Source organism: Lutibacter oricola (assembly GCF_900106565.1).
GTDB classification, from domain to species: domain Bacteria; phylum Bacteroidota; class Bacteroidia; order Flavobacteriales; family Flavobacteriaceae; genus Lutibacter; species Lutibacter oricola.
Genome location: NZ_FNNJ01000013.1, coordinates 63098 through 85584 on the forward strand (window position 1 = coordinate 63098; position 22487 = coordinate 85584).

Sequence of the window (22487 nt, forward strand, 5' to 3'; positions counted from 1 at the left end):
AAAGCTTTCTTATTTTTGCACAATGGCAAATCAAGAAGATAAATTTAAAAAGGTAGTTTCACACGCAAAAGAGTACGGTTATGTATTTCAATCTAGTGAAATTTACGATGGTTTGAGTGCAGTATATGACTATGCTCAAAATGGTGTTGAGTTAAAGAAAAACATTAGAGATTACTGGTGGAAAGCAATGGTGCAAATGCACGATAATATTGTTGGTTTAGATGCTGCAATATTTATGCATCCAACAACTTGGAAAGCTTCTGGCCATGTAGATGCTTTTAGTGACCCTTTAATTGATAACAAAGATTCTAAAAAAAGATATAGAGCCGATGTTTTAATTGAAGACTATGTTGGTAAATTAGATGCAAAAATTGAAAAAGAAGTTAAAAAAGCGGCAAAACGTTTTGGAGATTCTTTTGATAAAGCTCAATTTTTAGAAACAAATCCTAGAGTTTTAGGATATAAAGAAAAAGGTGATGCTATTTTACAACGTATGGGTCAATCTTTAGAAAAAGAAGATTTGGCAGATGTAAAAGCATTAATTGAAGAATTAGGAATTGGTTGTCCACTTTCAGGTTCAAAAAACTGGACAGATGTTAAGCAATTTAACTTAATGTTTGGTACTAAATTAGGTGCATCTGCAGATACTGCAATGGATTTATATTTACGTCCAGAAACTGCTCAAGGTATATTTGTAAACTTTTTAAATGTTCAAAAATCTGGTAGAATGAAAATTCCTTTTGGAATTGCACAAACAGGTAAAGCATTTAGAAACGAGATTGTAGCACGTCAGTTTATTTTCCGTATGCGTGAATTTGAACAAATGGAAATGCAATTTTTTGTGCGTCCTGGAACTCAAAAAGAATGGTACGAGCAATGGAAAGAAACTCGTTTAAAATGGCACTTATCATTAGGAATGGGTGAAGATAATTACCGTTTCCACGATCACGATAAATTAGCGCATTATGCAGATGCTGCTGCTGATATTGAATTTAAATTTCCTTTTGGATTTAAAGAATTAGAAGGAATTCACTCTAGAACAGACTTCGATTTAAAAGCCCACGAAGAGCATTCAGGTAAAAAATTACAATATTTCGACCCAGAAATTAACGAACGTTATATTCCTTATGTTGTTGAAACTTCTATTGGTTTAGATAGAATGTTTTTAGCAGTTTTCTCTAACTCTTTACAAGAAGAAGAATTAGAAAACGGAACAACAAGAACTGTTTTAAAATTACCAGCAGTTTTAGCACCAACTAAAGCAGCCATTTTACCTTTAGTTAAAAAAGATGGTTTACCAGAAGTTGCTAAAAAAATTGTTGAAGATTTAAAATGGGATTTCAATGTAGCTTATGATGAAAAAGATGCAGTTGGACGTCGTTATAGAAGGCAAGATGCTGCTGGAACACCATATTGTATTACAGTAGATCACGATACGTTAAATGATGATTCTGTTACAATTCGTCATAGAGATACTATGGAGCAACAGCGTGTTAAAATTTCTGAATTAAAAGCTTTAATTAAAGAAGAAGTAGACGTTAAAAACTGGTTAATGAAAATGTAATCATTTTTTGAAATAAAAAACAAAAAGCCTCGCAATTTGCGAGGCTTTTTTTATAAGTATATTATGTTCGATTAAAATCTATATCCAATAGAAAGTCCTCCTCTACCAACAACTTCAAGGTCGCTTTGGTCTAGCATATCTCTACCAATACCAGCATAAATTTCAGCAACAAAACCACGGTCACTAACCCATTTTGCTCCTACTGATACACCTACAGCTAAATCAGTGTATTTTTCGTCAACATAAGTGCCGCCTATTCCAGTATAAATTTCTTCTTCACCTGAATGTATCATTGTAAATGCTTCAACAAAAAACCCTTCAGCATATTTATTAGAAAAGAAATGACGGTAATACGGAGTTAGAGAGAATGTTCTGTATTCATCTAATCCTTCAGAACCATTATCTAAAGAAAAAAGAATATTTGCTCCAATAGTAGATTCTTCATTTAAAATGTGTTCATAACCTAAGTCTAGCCATTTAAAACCAATTAAATTAGACATGTTAATTTTAACTTCATTGTTTCCTGGGTTTTCTTGCGCAAACATAGTAAAACAAGTAACAAATAATAAAAGTGTAATTGTAATTTTTTTCATAATTTTAATTTATAATTTCGGCAAATATATTATCAATTATTAAACCAAAGTGAATAAAAGTTTAAAATAATGCTTTTAATTGTATGCTACCTGTGTGTATAACGCTCGAAGTTTCGCTTTTTCGCCCAATATAATTAACATTTAAATTTAAAAAAGAATTAATTTTTTTATGATATAACAAACTCCAAGTGTAGTTTTTTCCAGGTTGTAAACCTTCTAACATTTGGTAGGCTACAGGCGAATTTGCATTACCTGTAAAATTGTTTTTAAAATAATTAAAGTCAGCTTTTATCAAACTTTTTTCTTTGTGACTAAAATTTAATTCGGTTCCTAATTTATTTTGTTTTAAAGTTTCTAAATCACCAATAGTATTTTTTTTGTCTTTTAATTCGTAATAAACTGAAAAATACATGTCTTTATTATAATAGTAAGAAAGTTTTGGGTTTATAGATGAGTTTTCTAAAACGTAATTTCTGTTAGAAAAATTTTCAGATTCTGTTGAATTGTTACTGTTACTTCCCGAAAAATTAAATTGCCAAAATGAACCAATTTTATGTTCAAACAATAGTTGATGTTGTTTTATAGTATTGCTTAAAAAATCTATGGTAGAACTACTTTGGTTTTTAGATTTTATGTAATTATAAGTAGTAGAAAAATTCTTTTTTCCTCTATTAAAAAATAAACTATTATTTATGTTGAAGTTTAAACCTAAAATTTTATTGTTATTAATATCAAACGGATTTAAATTAAACTTTTTAGCTTGTTTTTGCTGCTTGCTATCTACTAAAACAAAAAACTGGTTCGAAAAATGAGAAATCATTTTTCTTATTCCTTTTTTATTATTCCACTGTTGCGCATTTATATTAATGGTTTGTGTAAATTTATTTTGGTGTGTAGGTAGATAATTTACGGTAGGTAAAATAATTCTTAAATATTCAGCTTCGTCAGGAAATTGAGCAATTTCAAACTCGTTTAGCTCTTTAATACCATTGTTGTTATAATCTATCCAAGTGTAAAAACCTTGTCCAACTTCAGTTTTTACATACCTATAATCTTGCTGAGGTAATGTACCCGAAACCGTTTGGTAAATACTACTTACATTTAAAAAGTTGTTAAATAATTGTTGTCGGTATGCAATTCTAGAATTTAAAGATTCTTCATTGTTAAAATTTGTATTGTTAACCGTTCTATAATTAACATATGCGCTTAATTTCGATGTTTTAGAGTTTATTAAGGTAGACTTTATATAAAATGTTTTTGCCTTGTTAACACCGCTAAATGCATTGTTTTGAATACTATCTGTATTTCTAAATTTAGCACCAATTTGCGTATACACGTTGGTTGAATCTCCTATACCAAAAAAGCCTTGAAACTCGTTATATTTATGGCTAATAGCTAATAATGAGTTGTCTAAAATTGTTTTTCTTTCATTTTTTTCTGAATTAAGCACAACTCCAACCCAACTCTTTTTTAAGTTGTATTTTGTTTGAATATAATTTTTAATAAACGAACCTTCTTCAACACTGTTTTTATTGTTTAAAAAACTCGAATTAATTGTTGTAGAAAAGTTTTTTGAAGATAATAAACTGTTTAAACTATGTTTGTTCCCTTTATAAGTTTCGTTTAATTTTAAATTTTGATAGCTATACTTTATAAAATTATTAGCCGATTTTGAATATTCTACATCGGTATAAATTAACGTTTGATCTCCTGTAATAGCTTCAACATTCCAATTTCTATTAAACTCTATAGGTTGTACACGTTCTATGCTTTTAAACTTTTTGTTTATGTAATCAACTTTTAAATTGGTTTTAAGTTGCCATTTTTTTTGTGATAAAACTTGACTCCATCCCAATTTAGTAGCTAAACCTTTATTTTGATTATCATCTAAATTAGAAAATAAATTCTGATCGTTATTACTAAAAGCAGATTCAGCATAAATGGTTGTTTTGGTTGAAGGGTTGTATTCAGCCTTTAAAACAACCAGTTGTAATTTGGTAGGAGCTTCTAAACTTGTTATTGGATTGTAGTTACCTAAATTTTCACCCACATATTCGTATATGTTTCCAATGGCAATTACATCTTTTAAAATATAATTTCCATTACTTTCTCCAGTAAAAGAGAACGAAACGCTGTAAAGTTCGTCATTTTCGTTTGTAGAATATTCGTAGGTTTCTTCAGTTCCATTTAAAACTTTTTTATATAAAATTTTGTCTTCAGAAAAAGGAGTTTCAAAAGCAGAAGGTGTAACCATTGCATCTAAATTATTTCCTGCGTTTGCTAAAATTTGTTTTTGTTCGTTGCTTAAATCCTGTTCTAATGGCTGATTTTTAAGGTCGTTTTCATTATAAAAATAACTGCTAACTTTTAAGTTTTTGTTTTCGTAAGCCGCTTTGTTGTAAGTAATAAATCGTGTATATTCTCTGTCGGCATATTGGTATTCTGCAGAAATTCGCATATCTGCAGTAATTGGGTAAGTAGAATTAAATGTAATTTCCGAAGTGTTATAATCTATAGTGTAATCTTTATCCTCACCTCGTTGTAGTTGAATTCCATTGTTAAAAATTTGCTCAGTGCCCGATAAAATTAAAATGTATTTATTGCTGAAATCAGATAATTGATAAGGACCTTGATTTCCTTCAATTCCATTAAAATTCACCTTTTTATATTTTCCTCTAACAATAGCTCCAGAGGCTTTTACGTGTACCTTAGATTTTTTGTTGTTTATTGTTGCGTTAACTTCTAAACCAGATACTTTTTTGTTGAAATTTAAAAAAGTTGTTTCATTATTATTTAAATAAATATCTCCAGCATTTACACTCCAATTTTTGCTAAATAATTCAATAAAAATTCTATCAAATTCGTTTATTTCGTATGTGTTACCACTTTCTTGAATTGGTAAATTTGTATCTACAATAGATGCTCGAAGTGTAACTTTATCGGATAATTTTCCAGAAATTTTTAAATCTAACGATGAGTTTGAAACTCCATTTTGATTATTTCCTATGGTAAAACCTCGGGTAATATTTCCGGCAGTATTAAGGCCATCAAAAGGTTTAAAAGGTGTTTTGTTTTTTGTTGAAGTTAAACTATATAACCGACTTTTATTTTTAGATGTTGGAACAATTAATTTTTTATCGAATGTAAAATACGTTTTAGTCAAAAAAACGGGATACGAAGTGTATTGAACTTGAACGGTTTTAGGATATTTTTTTGTTTTGAAAACCAATAAAGCTTTTGGGAAATCTATGTTGTAGGCAGAGGTATCTATTTCAACATTAGTAGTATCTAAAACTTTAAAATTGAAAGGTGTAATACTTACAGAATCTATAAAAATAGAATCGTTTTGAACTTTGAAGCGTTTTAAATGTTGCCTTTTCGATTGGCTTTGCACCGAAAAAGTAACACTTACTAAAAAAGTAATGAGTATAAAAAATTGCTTCATTTTAAACCTAACGTTATTAAAGCAAAAATAGTTTAAAATAATGATTGTTGTTTAGTTCCGCTTTCGTGTTCTAATAACCATTTTTTGCGCCAAATTCCGCTAGCGTAACCAGTTAAGGATCCATCACTTCCAATAATTCTATGGCAAGGAATAACAATCCAAATAGGGTTTTTACCGTTTGCAGAGGCTACAGCTCTAATAGCTTTAACATCGCCTAAAATTTTAGATTGCTCTAAATAAGTTCTGGTTTTTCCAAAGGAAACCTTTTGGAGAGCATTCCATACTTTTTGTTGAAATTCTGTTCCTTTTGGGTTTAATTTTAAGTTGAATTCTGTTCGGTTTTCTGTAAAGTATTCATTTAATTGAGTAACACAATCTTGCAAACAGGTAGGGATTTCTTCAGAGTTTTCAATATCATCATCAATAACTGTTATGGCAGAAATTCCAGCTTCACTTCCATCAATTTTTGCTGTTCCAATAGGTGTTTTGTAATATGCAGTTTGAATAGTTTTCAATTTATTGTGCTTGTTTTTGAAGTTTAAATATACGTTTATTTGAAGAAAGAAGCTATTGGTTTATTTTTCTACTTAAACAGTTGAATACTTTAAAAGGTAGATGATTAATAGTCTATATTAGCGTTATTAAATTGCTATTTAGAGTTATGAAGTTAATAAAAACATTGTTTATAGTGTTGGTTGTGCAAGTGGTTATTTCTTGCGATGGCAGTAAACATAATTCATCAAAAAAAATAATAGGAGAGTGGCAACGATCTGATTTTTCTAAAAATTACGATTACCGACTTATTTTTAAACCTAATAAAACAGGAATAAAAACAGTAAAAGTAGGAACTATGGATTCTGCAGCAACGTCTTCTTTAGTTCAGTTTACTTGGAATATTGAAGAAGAAAAGCTAATTATTGAAGAACTAGATGAAATAATTAAAACATCTTATTCTTTAAATTCTAAAGAGCAATTAGTTTTAAACAACTATTCTAAATTACCTTTTAATAAAATTAAATAAATTTAGATTCCAAAAACATCTATTGAGTTTTTAGTGGTGATTTCCGCAATTTCTTGAGGTGTTAAGTTGTAAATATCTACCAATTTATCAAGTACATTTATTATATAACTACTTTCATTTCGCTTTCCTCTATAAGGAGTAGGAGCTAAGTACGGAGCGTCAGTTTCCAAAACAATATTACCTAAAGGAATTTCATTTAAAAATTGGTCTATTTTACCATTTTTAAAGGTTACTACACCACCAATTCCTAATTTCATATTATAAGATATAGCTTGTTTTGCTTGCTCTAAATTTCCAGTAAAGCAATGAAAAATTCCGAAAAGTTTATCGTCTTTTACATCTTCCAGCACTTCAAAAATTTCATTAAAAGCATCTCTACAATGTATTACAATAGGTAAGTTTTTCTCTTTTGCCCATTCAATTTGTTGTTTAAAAGCATCTTGTTGTTGTTGTAAAAAAGTTTTATCCCAATACAAATCGATACCAATTTCACCAACAGCATAAAAGTTACGTTTGTCTAGCCATTCTTTAACAAAAGCTAATTCTTCAGCAACATTTTCTTTTACATGTGTTGGGTGTAAACCCATCATTAAAAAAGTATTTTTTGGAAACGCTTTTTCTAAATCTAACATTGCAGGTAAATATGTAGAATCTATAGCTGGTATAAATAACCTTGAAACTCCAACGTCAATAGCTTTTTGAATAGTTTCGTTTCTGTCTTCGTTAAATTGTTCGCTATATAAATGCGTGTGTGTATCGGTAATTATCATAGCGCAAAAGTAATTAAAAACTTGATGAATTATAAACCAATAATCTTTAATTAATAGTTACTTTAGTTGAGCTTAAAAAGTGAATTAAAAATGAAATCTAAATATACACTAATACTTGTTGTTTTATTAAGTGTAAATAGTTTAGTAGCACAAGAGTGGAAAACTTTAAAAGCTTATCAAAAAGAAACAGGAAATATTGTTTTACAAGAAGGTTGCTGGTTGAAGAAACATCGTAAAAGGCAATCTAAAACTTGGAAACAAGCTAACGTTTTTAATTTATCTAAAGAAAAAGGGAACTTGAAATATACAACCATAAGTCAAATAAGAGATTTTTACAAATGGTTTGATACTGAAAGAATACAACAAGGTCACGAAATAAATGGAGTAGGTGTTGCTTCAATAGCAGCCAAACAGTTATCGAATATGGATTGCGGTTTTATTCGGTTTTTTATTGTTAGAAATAAAGAAATTGTTCAGTTTGCGAATGAAGGTTCTCAATTAGTTTTTAAATTTGCATTTCCATTGTTAAATAAGGTTTATTTTTCTAAAGAAAAACTTGTTGGAGAAAAAGCCAAAAATTGGGATAGGCATAACGGGTATTTTGAACAATGTGAAGTTTTAGAACCTTTATATAAAAAACTATCTAAAAATGCACTTTACCGATTAGAAAAAATGGCAAGAGGTAAAGGAGTTTTTAATTTAGCTGTGCCAAAAGAATTAAAATACGTAGGTGAAATTAACCATTGTGAAACTCGTTTTTTACACGGAAAAAATAAAATATTGCCTTATTATTTAAAAAATAGAAAACAATAAAATTTAGCCTGTAAGGGAGAAGTATGCAAAAAACGAAACTTAGTACACAAAGTATATTACCACTTACTTGTTCAAGATCTGGAACTTGTTGTTTTGGAAAAGCTGTAATGCTTAATCCTTGGGAATTATTAAACTTCAGCAAAGAAAAGAATATTTCACCAAGAGAATTTCGTGATCTTTATTGTGAGTTTGGAGGTATTCGATTACGGTTTGATGGAAAGCCAGATAAAAAAGGACAAAAAGCATGTAGTCAGTATATAGACGGTGCTGGTTGTAGCGTACACTTAGGTCGTCCATTGGCTTGTCGTTTATACCCATTAGGTCGTCAAATTCAATTTAACAAGGCAGAGTATATTTATCATGGAGATAAGTTTCCTTGTTTAAATGATTGTGCTGAAGTTTTAGAATTACCTAAATTTAGTGTGGGTGAATATCTAAAAGGACAACAAGTAGAGCAATTCGAAAAGGCTCAAGACGAATATTTAAAAGTAATGCAAAATATTGCAGATATAGCATTTGAGTTACTTTTAGATTCTGGGTTATCTGCTACCGGAGATACAAAAACAATAGCCGCTTGGAGAGCATTAGGAAATGAGGCTCCTGAATTATTGGCAGAAAGATTAGGTAAAGAATGGATAGACTGTTTAATGATACCAGAAATACCAGAAACTATAGAAAACCCAATAACTTTTGCTCAAAAACATAATGACTTAATATTACTAAAAGCCCAAGAAAAATTTGGAAGCATAGAAACTTTTCAAGAGTTACAAGAGGCTTCTGTTTTAATTATGGGTGTTGCATTACATTTGTCTAGAGGCTTAGGTGCAGACACAAAAGGGATCTCTGAACATTGGATAGAAATTGCAAAAAGTCACGGTGCTAAAGAGTAGGTTTTAGCACGTGTTTATGTTTTTAGAATTTACTCGTTTTCTAACACCCAAGTTCTAACCCAATCGTATTTTGTAGTTAAATCATCAAAAGAACCAGTTTCAAAAATACTACCAGCTTCATCAACAGGATTCCAGCTGTAGGTTTCAATTGCCATAGTAATATGCCCTTCTAAATCAAATTCGGTAGTTGGTGTAATTGAATAAACATATTCTCCATCAAGATAGAATAGGATTTCTGTAGGAGATTTCCACCAACAACCATACACGAAGAATCTGTCGTGGTTTTTTTCTGTTAAGTTTTTTACTCCAGATTTTCGGGTTTCTTCATTAATATCGCAAGTACGTTTATGTCTAATAGCGTTAGAATGAAAAATATTATCCCATTTAGAAGCCCAAGAATCGGTTCCACTATGAACACGACCAACGCATTCTTGTATGTCTAATTCTAATTTTCTAATAGGTCCGGTATTACAGTTTTGTTGAAAAGCAATCCAAAATGTAGAAGACATAATTGTTTTGTTAGCTTTCATTCTACACTCGTAATAATGGCCTTGTTTAGCTTTTTCTTTAGAACGTATAATTGCACCACCGTGGGTCCATTCTTTACCGTTAACTGTTTTAGGTGAGTCAAATTTTTCAACAGTTACATTTAAATTACCATCGCTTACACTAACATTGTCAGATTCAAATAATGCTGGCTCTCTACCAATCCAATTAAAACCATCAGTAGCTGGGTTTCTATGCCATTTATTGTCATCAAAACTAGTTCCATCAAAATCATCAGATAAACTTTCAACTCTTGTCCATTTTTGTCCATCAGGAGTTGGAACTCCGTTTTCTAGAGAGTATGGGGTGTTTGCTTCTGGATGGCTAACCGTTATGTTAAAACTACACGAAGATTTGTTTCCAGCAGCATCAGTAACTTCAAAAGTGTTAATTGTTTTTCCTAAAGGAAAAGACGAACCAGATTTTAATCCAGCAGTTTGTACTGTTGAAGCTCCAGCTAAATTATCTGTACCAACAGGTGTTGTGTAAGTTACATCAGTACTGGTCTCATTTAACTCAATAATTATATCAATATCTTCTAAGCAAGTTATTGTTGGTTTTACAGTGTCTTTTTCAATTATTGGAGTATCATTATCTGAACTACTTCCACAAGTAACCAAAAAAAGACAAGCAGAAATAACTACAGCAAAAGTATTTTTGTTTCTAAACATAATTATAGATTTTCTTAAGGAACAAATTTAATAGTTAAATGGATTTTTGAATGTTAGAAATAGTTTAATATAGGTGACAATTGGTTTATTGTTACTAAAAAATAGTGTAAACGCTCATTGAAATTACCTGTGTTTATTGCATATGCAAAAGACGTTATATTTGTGTCTTTAATATTCTTTGTCTATGTTTGAGAACTACAAAACTAAAAAATGCTATACATTAAATTCAATATAGAAAATTCTTCAAAGTATACTGATTTTCAAAAACTATATAAACATATGGTAACCGTAAGAGAGCCAAATTATATGTTTGAACACGAAATAGAACCAGAAATTGATTGGGATAATTTGGCAGAAGATGAGGTTGAAGCAGCCGTACAGAAACTAAGTGATTACGGAGATCAAGATAAATTTACTTATAAACGGTATCAAGAGTTGATACCAAGTTTTGTAAATAGTTTTTTAGAGAGTCGAATTCAAAGCGTAAATAATACAAAAGATTCTATTAGTAAATCTGAGGCAATAGCTTTTATGAGTTTTTTAGAATTTGATTTTGAAGTAGATATGGATGGGCTAGAAAAAACAGCTACAAATACTGGAGTGGTTAAATTTTCTACAGGTAATTTTCCGTTTGGCGGTTTAGATCGTTTTATTATTGCTTTAAAAGCATATGATTTAGTGGCAACAGAATGTTTTAACGGTTTTTCTGTAATTGAAGTAAATTGGACCTCTAATTTCGAATTTAATGTTACTGAGCTTCCAGAAGAAACAAAGATATATTTAAAGAAATAAACATTAAAATTGTTTAATAAAAACGGGAAGAATAAAAGGTATGTCAACAGATTTTCCTTTAAGAGTTCCAGGTTTCATTATTGGTAATTTTTTTAAATTTTCTTTGAATTTTTTTCGTGTACCTCTATCAATATTTCCTTGTAATCGGACTTTTTTTGCTTTTCCTTGGTAGTCAATTGTGAAAAAACATTTTATTTTTTTAGTTTTTATCTCGTTAGAGATTTCTGTTACTTCAAAATTCTCTAGATAGTATTCCGTCTCTTCATCATTGGCTAATACATAATCAGAATTTTTAACCAAATGCTTTGCAATACTAGCTGAAAAGCACTCTTTAACGGTTTTACTTTCTTCGCAACCAGGAAAAATAGGCATTGTCACATTTTCTTGAGAAAAGATTTTAAGAGAAATAATAAATAAAACTAAAAAGCTTTTTTTCATATGTGCAAATACTAGGAATTTAACTACTTACAGCTTCTTTAAAAGTTTTTGAGCTAATTCATATTCATCAGCACTTTTTGGAATTGTTTGTAGTGTGTTACTACAATTTTCAAACTGCTCTTGTTTTAAATACGTTAAAGCTTTATACCAAGTTGCTTTGTTTTTAAAGGCAGAAGTTCCATTAGAAATATTTGTAAAAATAGTTTCAGCTTGAGAATATTTATCGAGTTCTAATAAACAAATCCCTTTGTGTAATTGTATTTCAATATCGTTAGGGAATTCACTTTCTAAAACTGTTAATTGAGCAAAAGCAGTTTTGTAATTTTTAGTATTAAAAGCTTCTTCAGCTTTAGAAATAGCCGAGTTATTTTCACTTCTAACAACTAGTTCTAGGTTGTTATGCTTCGCAAAATCCGAATACACAGGATTTCCATTGTTAAACAAGAAAAAACCGACTAATAAAGCAATACTAGCAGCAACCATTAATGGGCGAAGTCGTTTTATAGAAATTACTTTTCCTTTCTTTTCTTCTTTAATAAACTCTTTGCCTAAATTAGTTAATGTAGAACGTAATTCAGTTTCATTTTCTTCATTTTCAAATTTTGAAGAAAGAGATTCGTTTAAACTTTTATATATTTCAAATTCTTGTTTAAAATAAGTATTGGTACTTAATTCTAAATCGAAATAATCAAGTTCTTCAGTAGTAAGCTCGTTACTTAAGTACTTTTCAAATAATATGTAGTTATCTTCCTTCATTTTAGTAACTTTTTAGTTGTTGAAATTCGTTAGAGTTTTTCACAAGTTTGGTTATTTGCCCCATACATTGCGATTTCTTTTTACGAGCGTAACCGTAAGTTACTCCTAAAATTTCAGCTACTTTTTCCATCGATTTAATTTTGAAAGTAGTTTTTAAAAGTTCTTGACATTTTTGTCCTAATTCTTTAAACATTTTTTCAAAAAGCTGATGCTGTTGCTCAAAAATTTCAGTTTCTTCAACTTGCTGTTCTTGCTCTTCACTAATAGATGTAATTTCTTCAACAATTGTTACCCTATTATTTCCTCTTTTTTTCAATTCGTTTAACCATTTACGTTTACACAATAAATAAAAGTAGGCATCGAACGGACAAGTTAATATGAAGTTTTTTTCGTTTGCTTGATGATAAATAGTTACTAAAACCTCTTGAATAATATCTTGGGCATCATCGGCATTTCCGCTGTTTTTTTTCACCATAGCAACAATTTTTGGTGAATATTTCTCATAAATTTTAGAAAGAACTCTGCTGTCGTTTTTTAGCAAAGCCTCTATATATATATGATCTGCGTGTTTTTTTTTGTCCATTAGCTAGTTGATTGTAGCTAATTTAAAATATTTTTTTCAGAAAAGGGGTAACAATTTTAAAACAGTGTTGATATGTAAGTGTAAAACATTTAAAAACAATTTAAAATTATAATTATGAAAACTCAAAAACAAAACTTCGCAAACTTAAACAACAGTAAAGTAGTGAAAAACATTTTTAAAGGAATTTTAGCAATCGCAATTTCAACATCAGTTATTAGCTGTGATGATAAAGAGGAAACTTTTGAGCCAAAACCAGATGGTTTAGCTTTATTAGAAAGATTTGAAGAAAATAGGGCAGAAGCAGTTCAAGAATTTGTATTAGATGCTGCAACTGGAGGAATTATTACAGGAGAACAAGGATCACAAGTTAAATTTCAACCAAATGCTTTTGCAGATAAAGATGGAGGAATTGTAACAGGAAACATTACCATTCAATTTGTTGAAATTTACGACAAGGGCTCAATGGTATTAACAGATAAATCTACACTAGGTGAAAAACCAAACGGAGATAAAGAAGCATTAAAATCTGCAGGACAATTTTTTATTGATGCCAAACAAGGTAGTGAAGAGTTAGAATTAATAGTTGATGCAACTGTTACTGGTAGACCTACAGCTTTTGCAGACTTAGATGGTGGAATGAAAATATTTAGAGCTGGAGATGATTTAAATAGTGAGGAAGATTGGGTTGAGGCTGATGAAGATGATGATGGTAAAAACGATGATGCTGAAATTAGAGACGGACAAGGTGCCGATGGTGAATTTGCAACATATAACTATGATATTGGAACTTTTGGATGGACAAATTTAGACAGATGGTATAATTATGCAGGTGCAAAAACAGATATTTTTATTGATGTACCAGAAGGATATACTTCAGATAACTGTGCAGTTTATTTATCATACGATGGAGAACCAACTGCTTTAGCTAGAATGGATGTTTGGAATACAACGTTGGAAATGTTTACAGAACATTACGGATTAATTCCAGTAGGACAAGAAGTACATATTATAGTTGTAACAGAAATTGATGACGAATTACATTACGCAATTCAAGGTACAACAGTAGTTGATAACCATATAGAAATTATTTCAAGTTTAAGTCCCACAACACAACCAGCTTTAGAAGCAATGATTAACGCTTTACCTTAATTTATTGGCTGATTAGTAAAAAATCCCGCTTTTGCGGGATTTTTTTGTTAAAGGAATAATATTTTTCACCAGACCTACTAAAATTTTAATAAGTCTAGATTTTTGGTTCTTTTCATCAATGGAAAAGAATTAAGTAAAAAGATGGAAGGCAATTTTAAAAATTTAGGGTAACAAAACTTCAATCAAGTTGATATATAAGTGTAACTAATAAAATCAAGGATTATGAAAACTTTAAAATCAATTTTAGTATTAGCAGTTTTAATTTCAACAATTATAAGCTGTTCAAAAAATGATGAAGAAGACGAACTGATATTAACTGTAGATCCTCAATACCCACTAAAAGAATTAATTTTTAATGGAGAAGTAGAACAAGTTTATACATATATAAATAAACCATTTAAGTTGGAAGTAGGTTATAAGTTTAAAACATTTAAAAATGGTGAAATTACAGCGTTAGGTGTAAGATTACCAGATAATGAAAGTTATAGAGTTACTTTGTGGAATGCAGATACAGAAGAAATTTTAGCAACGCAACAAGTTTTATCAAGTGCAGGAATATTGTCTTTTGAAAATATTGAAGCTGTACAAATTACTTCAGGAACTAATTATTTTGTATCAGTAAATACCAGTGATTATTACAGTTTTAAAAATGCTGAAAGTGGAGAGATAGATATTTTTCCAATAGAAAGTGGTGATGTATTAATAACAGCTTATGGTAACTATGTTGGAGTAAATCAAATTTTACCTACAACTTATAGTGAAAGTAGTTATTTAGGAATGGTTGACATAAAATTTATCCCAAATAATTAAAATATAGTCCTCACGAATAGAGATCCACAATTTTAGAAATAAAGTTGTGGTTTCGCTATTTACACCAAATTAAATCCTTTTTTCTATATTTGATAAAAGCTACTACTAATGAAACTACTAACCAATTCAATTTTTTTGATGTTTTTCTGTGGAATAATTTCAGCACAAGAAATTCAAAAAGATACTATAACTAGAACAGCAACTATTGTTTATGCAATTAATGGAAATCAGGTTTCCTTAAATCCTGATGTTCCACAATTAAATCAAATTGCTGGAGCACCAAAAGCTTTTTATACGTATTACTGGGAGTTTGGTGATGGTGATTATAGTTTTCAAGAAAAACCAGTTCATACCTATAAAAACAAAGGAGATTACGAAGTTAAACTTTCAGTAACTAATAATTACGACGATGGAAAACCACCAACAACACGTCCAAAAAATGTTAGTGTGGCAGGAGATAATGTAGATATTTCTTCTAATGAAAAACACAATTTAAATAGTAGTTATGGCGGATTTCGTTTACAAACCAATCGTGAACCTGTGCCAAATGAAGAAATGCAGTTTTTAGTGAGTTATGGAAATGATAAAACCTATCCAACAAATGGAAAAATCTACTTATTTTTTAATGAAAAGAAATACAAAGCGAAGAATTTTGAATTAACCGATACGCGTTTACACAATAACGAGCGTGAAGTTTTAGAAGATGTTATAGCTTCAAATTATATTTCAAAAAACGAATTAATTCAAACTACAGGTATTTCTACTTTTTTAGATGAAAACCTAATTGTTGCAGATACTTTAAAACAGAACTTGCCATTAACATTGGAAGATGCTAAAAACTATTATCACGATTTTAAAGTGTACGATTTTGATAATATGGAGCCAAATGAAGAACGCAATCTATTTTTTACGTTGAAAACAACTCCAGAAATGTTGAAAGATACAAGTGCTGTAATTTCTATACGAAGTATTTATGTGCCAGAACGAGGAAACGATTCGCATAAGGTACAAACTAAAGAAATGGAGATTGTAACATCGCACGATCCTAATAAAATGGCAGTTTACGATACACGTTTAAATTATAGGTTGGTTCGTTTTAAACGATTAAAATACAAAGTTCGTTTTCAAAATGATGGAGAAGGTCCAGCACGATTGATAAAACTGAATGTTGATATTCCAGAAATGTTAGACAAGCAATCGTTGAAAGTGTTAGATATGTATCCGAAGTGCCCAATTTGTCCAGATGGAAAAGAGGTTCGGTTTAGTTGTTTGGATACCATAATTTCAAAAGATCAGATCTCGTTTCAGTTTAAAAATATTTACTTACCAGGAACAGCTCAAAAAGGAGTTCACGACAAAGATTCTACCAAAGGATTTGTTAAGTATTCAATGAAATTTGGTAAGGATTTTCATAAGAAACCTTCAAAAAGCCAAACGGCAATTATTTTTGATAAAAATGAACCAATAATAACAAATAAATCAACTTCTAGATTTTCTCCGGGAATTTCTATTGGAGCAAAAGCTGGTTATAATAGTTTTCCAGATTTAGAAAATTCTAAAAGTTACTTTGTTGGAGCAACAATTTCACCTTATAAATCTTATAAAAAGTATTGGCAATCTGAAATTATGATTGCAACTCACGAGTATTCAGAGCTTAAAAATTTGGTTAAAGAAACTGGTATGATTGATGCTGCAGGAGCTATTATAGATAATGCACTGTTAGAAAAAGAAACTAATTTGGAATATAATAAAATAAACATTGATGTGGTTCCAATATCGTTTCGTTACAATTTAAACGGAGTTGTTGGTTTGGGTGTAGGTCCACAAGTTTCGTTAGATATTTCTAACAAGTCTGAAGGTAGCAGTACATCTAACTATTTTTATTATTTTAATGAAGTAAAAGGAGATCCAATAGACTTTTTAAATACTAAAGAAGATATTAATGAATCTAAATCTTTTACAGATATAAAGTATGGTGTTTTTGCAGATATAACTATTGGAGCTTCACGTATTGGTCCAAGTTTGGGTGCGCGTTATATTTATAATTTTAATGAGCCACATTCACAATTGCATTTTTATGCAATTTGGAAAATCTAAATGATTTTATGTTGAAAAAAAGTTTATTTTTCTTTTTAGTCGGTTTTGTTGGGTTTTCTCAATTTAACCAACAGCTAGATTCTTTAAAAAAAGCAGATAATTATGCTGAATACATTTATCTAACATTAGATGAATTTGCAAAGAAACCTACTGCAGAAAATTTATCTCTTTTTGAAATTTTAGAAAAGAACATTTGGAGAAAACCTTCTATAAAGAATGAGTATTTAGCTAGCATTTATTTCAATGTAAACTATGGTTATTATTTAAAGAGATTTGGAGATTTAAGTCAGTCTGTTTTAAAGTATGAAAAAGCTAAAAACACTTTTCAAAACAACCAATATTTTAATTATGATATTATTGAATATTGTTTAAAACCATTAGCGAATAATTATACACGTTTAGGCGACTTTAATAGAGCAGAAGATATTTTAAAAACTACCATTCAAATTGCACAAAAAAGTAAAAACAAAGCACATTTAATTAGTGGGTATCAAAATTTAGCAATTGTAAAAAGAGCTACAGGAAACTTTAAAACAGCTATTAATTATCTAGAAGAAGCTAAAAAGTTGAGTGTTTCAAAGCAAGTAAGTTCAACTTTGTATTCAGATATTGCAATTAATTATTTAATGTTGAATAATTTAATTGAAGCAAAACGATTTGTTGAGGTGTCGAATAAAAATAATATAGATTCAAATTCTCGAATTTCGTTTAGAAATTATAAAACGTTAGGAGCGGTTTATTTTAAAAATAACGATTTAAAAAAAGGACTTTTAAGCTATAAAAAAGCATTGGTTTTAGGGTTTGAATCTTTTGGTAATTATGATAGGGAAATAGCCAAAACATACAACGAAATTGCAAAGTGTTATGTTGAATTACAAGATTTTGAAAAAGCAGAGTTTAACTATAGAAAAGCACTAGAAACCTTAATAATTTTAAAAGAAAATTTTATTGAAAATCTGTACGCAGAAAACACATTAAAAGAATCTTTTGATGGTTTGGCTCAATTGTATTCGTTTACAAATAAGCCCGAAAAAGCATTAGAGTTCTATAAATATTCATTTTTGGTAGAAAAGGAAATTCAGCAAACTATTTCTAGTCAAGAATCGAAGGTTTTAATGCAGCAAGAAATTAAAAAAAGGAGTGAAGCTTGTATCGAAATTTGTTATGAATTGTTTCAGCAATCAAATAATACCAAATGGATTGAAAAAGCTTTTCGTTTTTCAGAGAGCTCAAAATCCTCTGTGTTGAATGAATCTCAATATTTATTAAATTCTAAATCTAGTTTTTCAAAAGATGTTTTGATTCAGCAAGAACAAAAGTTGATTTTTAGAAAAGCCCAATTAACCAAAAGTATTGCGTTAGAAGAGTTGAAAACTAATAAGGCGAATGTAAATTTATTAGCCAATTACGTTAAAGATCGAGATGCTGTTTCTAATAAATTGCAACTTGTAAAAGAAGAGTTAATGAAGAAGTTTCCGTCTATTTACGGTTCTTTAAAAACTATTTCTGTTGAAGAAATTTGCAAGAATATTTTATTAGAAAATCAAAGTTTAATTGACTTTTTTGATGGAGAAAAAGCTGTATATCGATTTGAAATTTTAAAGAATAAATCGATTTCAATTTTAAAAATTCAAAAGGATAAGGAATTCAAAAATAATTTGTTGAGTTTTATTAAAATATTTGCGAGCGATAGAGGTTCAGAAATTCAGAATAACATTTCGAATTACACCAATTTAGGCTTTTATTTATATGAAAAATTGTTTGTTGGAGCTGAATGTGATAAGCTAATTATTATACCTGATGGACTATTGAATTTTGTTCCATTTGATGCTTTAATTACTGAAGAAACTAATATGCTTAACTTTGAAAAACTTCCATATTTTACAAAAAAATCTCAAATTCAATTATCATATTCAGTTCAGTTATTAACTAGATCTAAATATAAAAATGAACAAAGTTTTATTGGTTTTTTTCCTGTATTTAAAAAGCAAAGAGACAAGTTGTCTACATTAAAATATACAGTTTTAGAAGCTGAAAATATTAAAGATAATTTTAGCGGAACATTTTTTATGAATAAAAATGCTACCAAAGACCAATTTACACAAGAAGCTCATAAAGCTTCGATTTTACATTTATCTACACACGCTTCAGTAGGGAGTTTTTACCAGCCACCTGCTATAGAGTTTTATAATGAAACATTGTATTTACCAGAAGTATACGGCTACAATTTAACTGCCGATTTATTGGTGTTAAGTGCTTGTGAAACTGGTTTAGGAGTTGTTAGAAAAGGAGAAGGAGTAATGAGTTTGGCTCGTGGGTTTTCGTATGCAGGTGTAAAAAATGTATTGGTTTCATTATGGAAAGTAAACGATAAAGCTACAGCACAATTAATGAGCTCTTTTTATAAAGGTTATTCAAGAACTAATAATAAATCCGCATCTTTACATCAATCTAAACTTGAATATTTGAGGAGTAAAGAGATTTCTTCACATAAAAAATCACCTTATTATTGGGCAAGTTTTGTTTTTATAGGTGAGGTTGATTCAATTTCAAATTCTTCAAAAGGATTTTTGTGGTTATTAATAATTCCGTTCTTGCTAGTTGTAAGTTATTTTCTCTACAAAAAGCGTTAGTTTTGCCAAATGCAATTAAAGAACATTCTAAAAAGAAAAGGCTATATAAAAATTGAATTAGCGAAGCTGAGTACAAATCATTTTGAAGTTATAGCCAAAATTAATTCAGTAAAAGGACGATTTATTTTAGATACAGGAGCTTCGAATTCTTGTGTTTCTATTGATTTAGCTGAGAAATTTGAACTAGAATTAGAAGATTCTGATACCAAAGCTGCAGGAGCTGGAGCAATTGGAATGGAAACAAAAATTTCATCTAATAACAAGATTAGTCTTGGTAAATGGAGTTATAATAAGTTTAACCTTGTTTTACTAGATTTATCTCACGTAAATATGGCTTTAACCGAGCACAATGCAGAACCTGTTGATGGAATTATTGGAGCAGATATTTTAGAAAAAGGAGAGGCAATTATAGATTATAAAAATCAGTGCGTTTACTTAAAGAAATTAGTTTATAAATTCTAAAAAAAAGCCGAACACAAGGTTCGGCTTCAAATAAAAATTAGATTGGCTATTATCTAAATTTATAAAATTTCTAGTTTAAAATATTTCCAAATTTCAATCCTACATATACTGTTCTTGGATTCATTGGTCCATAAATATATGCTGGGTCTCTATCAATTCCGGAATCAAAATCTTCTTGGTAAGAATTAAATATATTCTTCATTCCTCCTGAAATTTCCAAAGAATTATGCTTTAACTTAATTGTTTTGGTAATTTTTAAACCTAAATCTAAAAAGCTATCAGATTTTCTTAGTTCCCCTTCTTCAGGGTTTGGCAGGTCAGCTCCAAAATAAGGTACTAACATTTTTCCTGTAAAAGTTCCCGTTCCAATTACACACCAAGTATCAGTTGCTTCCCAGTCTGCAGTAAAAAATCCATAACTGTCTGGAGTTCTAAAGAAACTTTTTTCGTCAAATTCTTGTGCTTCTTCGTATTCACTTGTTTGAATAGTATAACCTGCTTTTAGTTTTAAATCTGGGTTTGGAACATAGTTTAATTCTAAATTAACCCCTTTTACTGTTGCTCCTTCATTAGCATTAACTCTTAAATAAGTTACTACTCCATCAGCGTCTGGATCCGAAAATTCATTAACAAAAGGGTTGTTTAGTTTTGTGTAAAAACCTTCAACTAATAAACCAAAGTTACTGTTGTTGTTAAACGTTTTGTTGTAATCAAGAGATGCCATAAAACTATCGCTAGTTTCTTGTTCTAGATTAGGGGCATTTACGTGAATTACTTTTCTAGAACCTGAAGTTTCAATATGTAAATCTTCATCAAAAATTTGAGGAGCTCTATAACCTGCAGAATAGCTTACTCGAGCTTGAAAATTTGGTTGAATATCGTATAATAAATTAACTCTTGGGCTAAATACATTTCCTGTTTTATCATCAGCTTCCTTTTCTTTGTCTTCTACCTTATAAGTGTCAAATCTCGCTCCTAACGATAATTTGAATTTGTTCATTCTAATATCATATTGAGAAAAAACACCAAAAGTGTTCATTTTTTGGTCAGAAACAATAGTATTGTCGTAATGAGTTTCAACTAATTCACCTAAGTTAGAAACGCTAAATTCTGCATACCCTAATTTTTTGTCTGTTAACTTTGAGTAGGTGTTTTCAATTCCAGAAACTAATTCTGAATTTTCGAATTTAGCATTGTATTGTACACCTGTGTTGAAAGTGAAATCTTTTGTATTCCCATAGTCTGAAAGTGATTGTTCAGCTCCATAATATGAGTCACGATTAATTTTTTGACCAGACGCGAAAATAGAAAACAAATCATTATCTCTATAATACTGTTCAAACGTTACAGCAGCAGTTGTTAAATGATGTTCTACAGCTTCAGAAATATCAGCTTCGTGATTTGGTACATTAAATTTATTTCCTCCTCTTCTTTCTTCATTAATATGAAAGAAATCTAAAGAAACTTTTGCTCTTGAACCTAATTTATGAAACATTCTAGAACCTAAAGTAGTATTGTTTAAAGAAGCAATTTCAGAAAATGTATCATTGTTAGCGTCAAAAGGTTTTCTATTTCTGTGAAAACCATAGATTGAAATACCATTTCTATCATTTTCTCCAACAACTGAGGCATTAAAATTTAATGAATAATCAGTAGCAGTATTATCGCCTTCACCAACTCCAATAAAAGAGTTGTTTACTCCAACTTCATAAGAGTCTTGAGTAGGATCTTTTAGTAATAAGTTAATTGTTCCAGCAATGGCGTTACTTCCGTATAGAGCAGAACCACCACCTCGAATAACCTCTACTTTTTCAATCATATTTGTTGGTATAAGTTCTAAACCATATACACCTGCTAAACCACTAAAAATAGGTCGGCTATTAATTAAAATTTGAGAATATGGACCTTCTAAACCATTCATTCTAATTTGGCTGAATCCACAATTTTGGCAATCATTTTCCATTCTTAAACCAGAACAAAAGTTTAAACCTTCACTTAAAGTTACAGATTGCGTAGATTGAAAAATATCTGTGTTAATAATATTTACAATAGAAGAAGCTTTTTTACGCATAATTCGGCTTCTGTTTCCTGTAACCACTACTTCTTCTAAACCTAAAACATCAGATTCAAGTTCAATTGAAATGTTTAAGTTTTCGTTGGTTTCTAGGTCTACAATTTCTTCATATGGCTTAAATCCAACAGATTGAATTTGTACCGTGTAAAAACCTGGTTTTATATTCGAAATTCTAAAAGAACCCTTTTCATCTGTTGAAGTTCCTATGGTTGTTCCTTTAATTGATACTGAAACGTAAGGTATTTGACTGCCTTTATTTGTTACTTTTCCTGCTAATGTTGCACTTACAAATGAGTCTTGTGCAAATAGGGTTTGGCCAATAAACACAATGGTTACTAGTGCCAATAATAATTTATTCATTATTTATTATTTGAAATAGT

Annotated in this window: 19 protein-coding genes; 10 read left to right on the forward strand and 9 right to left on the reverse strand. The window is 29.7% G+C overall.

Going from position 1 to position 22487, the window contains the following annotated elements; all coding sequences use genetic code 11:
• Positions 1-22: 22 nt before the first annotated feature.
• A complete protein-coding gene (locus tag BLU40_RS16135; RefSeq protein WP_090126115.1) occupies positions 23-1564 on the forward strand; it encodes a glycine--tRNA ligase in 1542 nt (513 codons plus the stop codon).
• 71 nt (positions 1565-1635) lie between these two features.
• Here BLU40_RS16135 and BLU40_RS16140 read toward each other — a convergent pair whose 3' ends face one another.
• The 3 genes from BLU40_RS16140 to BLU40_RS16150 all read right to left on the reverse strand — a co-directional run bounded on the left by BLU40_RS16140 (position 1636) and on the right by BLU40_RS16150 (position 6108).
• The gene (locus BLU40_RS16140; RefSeq protein WP_139170983.1) at positions 1636-2157 is read right to left on the reverse strand and encodes a DUF3575 domain-containing protein; all 522 of its coding nucleotides are present in this window, start codon (positions 2155-2157) and stop codon (positions 1636-1638) included.
• A 61-nt stretch (positions 2158-2218) separates the two neighbouring features.
• Positions 2219-5602, reverse strand: coding sequence for a hypothetical protein (locus BLU40_RS16145; RefSeq protein WP_090126118.1), 3384 nt, complete (start codon positions 5600-5602; stop codon positions 2219-2221).
• 32 nt (positions 5603-5634) lie between these two features.
• Positions 5635-6108, reverse strand: a complete 474-nt coding sequence (locus BLU40_RS16150) for a methylated-DNA--[protein]-cysteine S-methyltransferase (RefSeq protein ID WP_090126187.1) — start codon at positions 6106-6108, stop codon at positions 5635-5637.
• A gap of 155 nt (positions 6109-6263) precedes the next feature.
• Between BLU40_RS16150 and BLU40_RS16155 the strand changes: the two genes are divergently transcribed.
• The gene (locus tag BLU40_RS16155) at positions 6264-6623 is read left to right on the forward strand and encodes a hypothetical protein (protein WP_090126121.1); all 360 of its coding nucleotides are present in this window, start codon (positions 6264-6266) and stop codon (positions 6621-6623) included.
• A 2-nt stretch (positions 6624-6625) separates the two neighbouring features.
• On the opposite strand, the gene BLU40_RS16160 is transcribed toward BLU40_RS16155, so the two are convergent.
• Complete coding sequence (locus BLU40_RS16160; RefSeq protein WP_090126124.1) at positions 6626-7393, reverse strand: TatD family hydrolase; 768 nt, start codon at positions 7391-7393, stop codon at positions 6626-6628.
• A 90-nt stretch (positions 7394-7483) separates the two neighbouring features.
• On the opposite strand from BLU40_RS16160, the gene BLU40_RS16165 reads away from it, so the two are divergent.
• Complete coding sequence (locus BLU40_RS16165) at positions 7484-8206, forward strand: hypothetical protein (protein WP_090126127.1); 723 nt, start codon at positions 7484-7486, stop codon at positions 8204-8206.
• A 23-nt stretch (positions 8207-8229) separates the two neighbouring features.
• Positions 8230-9096: a YkgJ family cysteine cluster protein gene (locus BLU40_RS16170; RefSeq protein WP_139170984.1), complete on the forward strand. Its 867-nt coding sequence runs from the start codon at positions 8230-8232 to the stop codon at positions 9094-9096.
• Positions 9097-9125: 29 nt separating this feature from the next.
• Here the strand turns inward: BLU40_RS16170 and BLU40_RS16175 are convergent, their stop codons facing one another.
• A complete protein-coding gene (locus BLU40_RS16175; RefSeq protein WP_090126130.1) occupies positions 9126-10313 on the reverse strand; it encodes an HYR domain-containing protein in 1188 nt (395 codons plus the stop codon).
• 210 nt (positions 10314-10523) lie between these two features.
• On the opposite strand from BLU40_RS16175, the gene BLU40_RS16180 reads away from it, so the two are divergent.
• Positions 10524-11105 (forward strand): hypothetical protein, encoded by a 582-nt coding sequence (locus BLU40_RS16180; protein WP_090126133.1) that lies wholly within the window; start codon positions 10524-10526, stop codon positions 11103-11105.
• 3 nt (positions 11106-11108) lie between these two features.
• Here BLU40_RS16180 and BLU40_RS16185 read toward each other — a convergent pair whose 3' ends face one another.
• From BLU40_RS16185 to BLU40_RS16195, 3 genes are read right to left on the reverse strand one after another with little or no spacing between them, the layout of a single operon-like run.
• Positions 11109-11543, reverse strand: a complete 435-nt coding sequence (locus BLU40_RS16185) for a hypothetical protein (protein ID WP_090126136.1) — start codon at positions 11541-11543, stop codon at positions 11109-11111.
• Positions 11544-11570: 27 nt separating this feature from the next.
• Positions 11571-12299, reverse strand: coding sequence for a tetratricopeptide repeat protein (locus BLU40_RS16190; protein ID WP_090126138.1), 729 nt, complete (start codon positions 12297-12299; stop codon positions 11571-11573).
• Position 12300: 1 nt separating this feature from the next.
• Positions 12301-12882: an RNA polymerase sigma factor gene (locus BLU40_RS16195; RefSeq protein WP_090126141.1), complete on the reverse strand. Its 582-nt coding sequence runs from the start codon at positions 12880-12882 to the stop codon at positions 12301-12303.
• Positions 12883-12996: 114 nt separating this feature from the next.
• On the opposite strand from BLU40_RS16195, the gene BLU40_RS16200 reads away from it, so the two are divergent.
• From BLU40_RS16200 to BLU40_RS16220, 5 genes are all read left to right on the forward strand, one after another.
• Positions 12997-14031 (forward strand): hypothetical protein, encoded by a 1035-nt coding sequence (locus BLU40_RS16200; RefSeq protein WP_090126144.1) that lies wholly within the window; start codon positions 12997-12999, stop codon positions 14029-14031.
• Between the two features lie 222 nt (positions 14032-14253).
• Complete coding sequence (locus tag BLU40_RS16205; protein WP_090126147.1) at positions 14254-14841, forward strand: DUF4082 domain-containing protein; 588 nt, start codon at positions 14254-14256, stop codon at positions 14839-14841.
• Positions 14842-14949: 108 nt separating this feature from the next.
• Positions 14950-16938, forward strand: a complete 1989-nt coding sequence (locus BLU40_RS16210) for a PKD domain-containing protein (protein ID WP_090126150.1) — start codon at positions 14950-14952, stop codon at positions 16936-16938.
• A gap of 8 nt (positions 16939-16946) precedes the next feature.
• On the forward strand, positions 16947-19571 hold the full coding sequence (locus BLU40_RS16215; RefSeq protein ID WP_090126153.1) for a CHAT domain-containing protein: 2625 nt from the start codon (positions 16947-16949) through the stop codon (positions 19569-19571).
• 9 nt (positions 19572-19580) lie between these two features.
• A complete protein-coding gene (locus BLU40_RS16220; RefSeq protein ID WP_090126156.1) occupies positions 19581-20033 on the forward strand; it encodes a retropepsin-like aspartic protease in 453 nt (150 codons plus the stop codon).
• 70 nt (positions 20034-20103) lie between these two features.
• Here the strand turns inward: BLU40_RS16220 and BLU40_RS16225 are convergent, their stop codons facing one another.
• The gene (locus tag BLU40_RS16225; RefSeq protein WP_090126158.1) at positions 20104-22467 is read right to left on the reverse strand and encodes a TonB-dependent receptor; all 2364 of its coding nucleotides are present in this window, start codon (positions 22465-22467) and stop codon (positions 20104-20106) included.
• Positions 22468-22487 lie beyond the last annotated feature (20 nt).

Bases quoted from the DNA above. Each gene is read 5' to 3' on its own strand.
- BLU40_RS16135 (WP_090126115.1), top strand. From the start codon at position 23: ATGGCAAATCAAGAAGATAAATTTAAAAAGGTAGTTTCACACGCAAAA.
- BLU40_RS16140 (WP_139170983.1), bottom strand. From the start codon at position 2,157: ATGAAAAAAATTACAATTACACTTTTATTATTTGTTACTTGTTTTACT.
- BLU40_RS16145 (WP_090126118.1), bottom strand. From the start codon at position 5,602: ATGAAGCAATTTTTTATACTCATTACTTTTTTAGTAAGTGTTACTTTT.
- BLU40_RS16155 (WP_090126121.1), top strand. From the start codon at position 6,264: ATGAAGTTAATAAAAACATTGTTTATAGTGTTGGTTGTGCAAGTGGTT.
- BLU40_RS16160 (WP_090126124.1), bottom strand. From the start codon at position 7,393: ATGATAATTACCGATACACACACGCATTTATATAGCGAACAATTTAAC.
- BLU40_RS16165 (WP_090126127.1), top strand. From the start codon at position 7,484: ATGAAATCTAAATATACACTAATACTTGTTGTTTTATTAAGTGTAAAT.
- BLU40_RS16170 (WP_139170984.1), top strand. From the start codon at position 8,230: ATGCAAAAAACGAAACTTAGTACACAAAGTATATTACCACTTACTTGT.
- BLU40_RS16175 (WP_090126130.1), bottom strand. From the start codon at position 10,313: ATGTTTAGAAACAAAAATACTTTTGCTGTAGTTATTTCTGCTTGTCTT.
- BLU40_RS16180 (WP_090126133.1), top strand. From the start codon at position 10,524: ATGCTATACATTAAATTCAATATAGAAAATTCTTCAAAGTATACTGAT.
- BLU40_RS16185 (WP_090126136.1), bottom strand. From the start codon at position 11,543: ATGAAAAAAAGCTTTTTAGTTTTATTTATTATTTCTCTTAAAATCTTT.
- BLU40_RS16190 (WP_090126138.1), bottom strand. From the start codon at position 12,299: ATGAAGGAAGATAACTACATATTATTTGAAAAGTACTTAAGTAACGAG.
- BLU40_RS16195 (WP_090126141.1), bottom strand. From the start codon at position 12,882: ATGGACAAAAAAAAACACGCAGATCATATATATATAGAGGCTTTGCTA.
- BLU40_RS16200 (WP_090126144.1), top strand. From the start codon at position 12,997: ATGAAAACTCAAAAACAAAACTTCGCAAACTTAAACAACAGTAAAGTA.
- BLU40_RS16205 (WP_090126147.1), top strand. From the start codon at position 14,254: ATGAAAACTTTAAAATCAATTTTAGTATTAGCAGTTTTAATTTCAACA.
- BLU40_RS16210 (WP_090126150.1), top strand. From the start codon at position 14,950: ATGAAACTACTAACCAATTCAATTTTTTTGATGTTTTTCTGTGGAATA.
- BLU40_RS16215 (WP_090126153.1), top strand. From the start codon at position 16,947: ATGTTGAAAAAAAGTTTATTTTTCTTTTTAGTCGGTTTTGTTGGGTTT.
- BLU40_RS16220 (WP_090126156.1), top strand. From the start codon at position 19,581: ATGCAATTAAAGAACATTCTAAAAAGAAAAGGCTATATAAAAATTGAA.
- BLU40_RS16225 (WP_090126158.1), bottom strand. From the start codon at position 22,467: ATGAATAAATTATTATTGGCACTAGTAACCATTGTGTTTATTGGCCAA.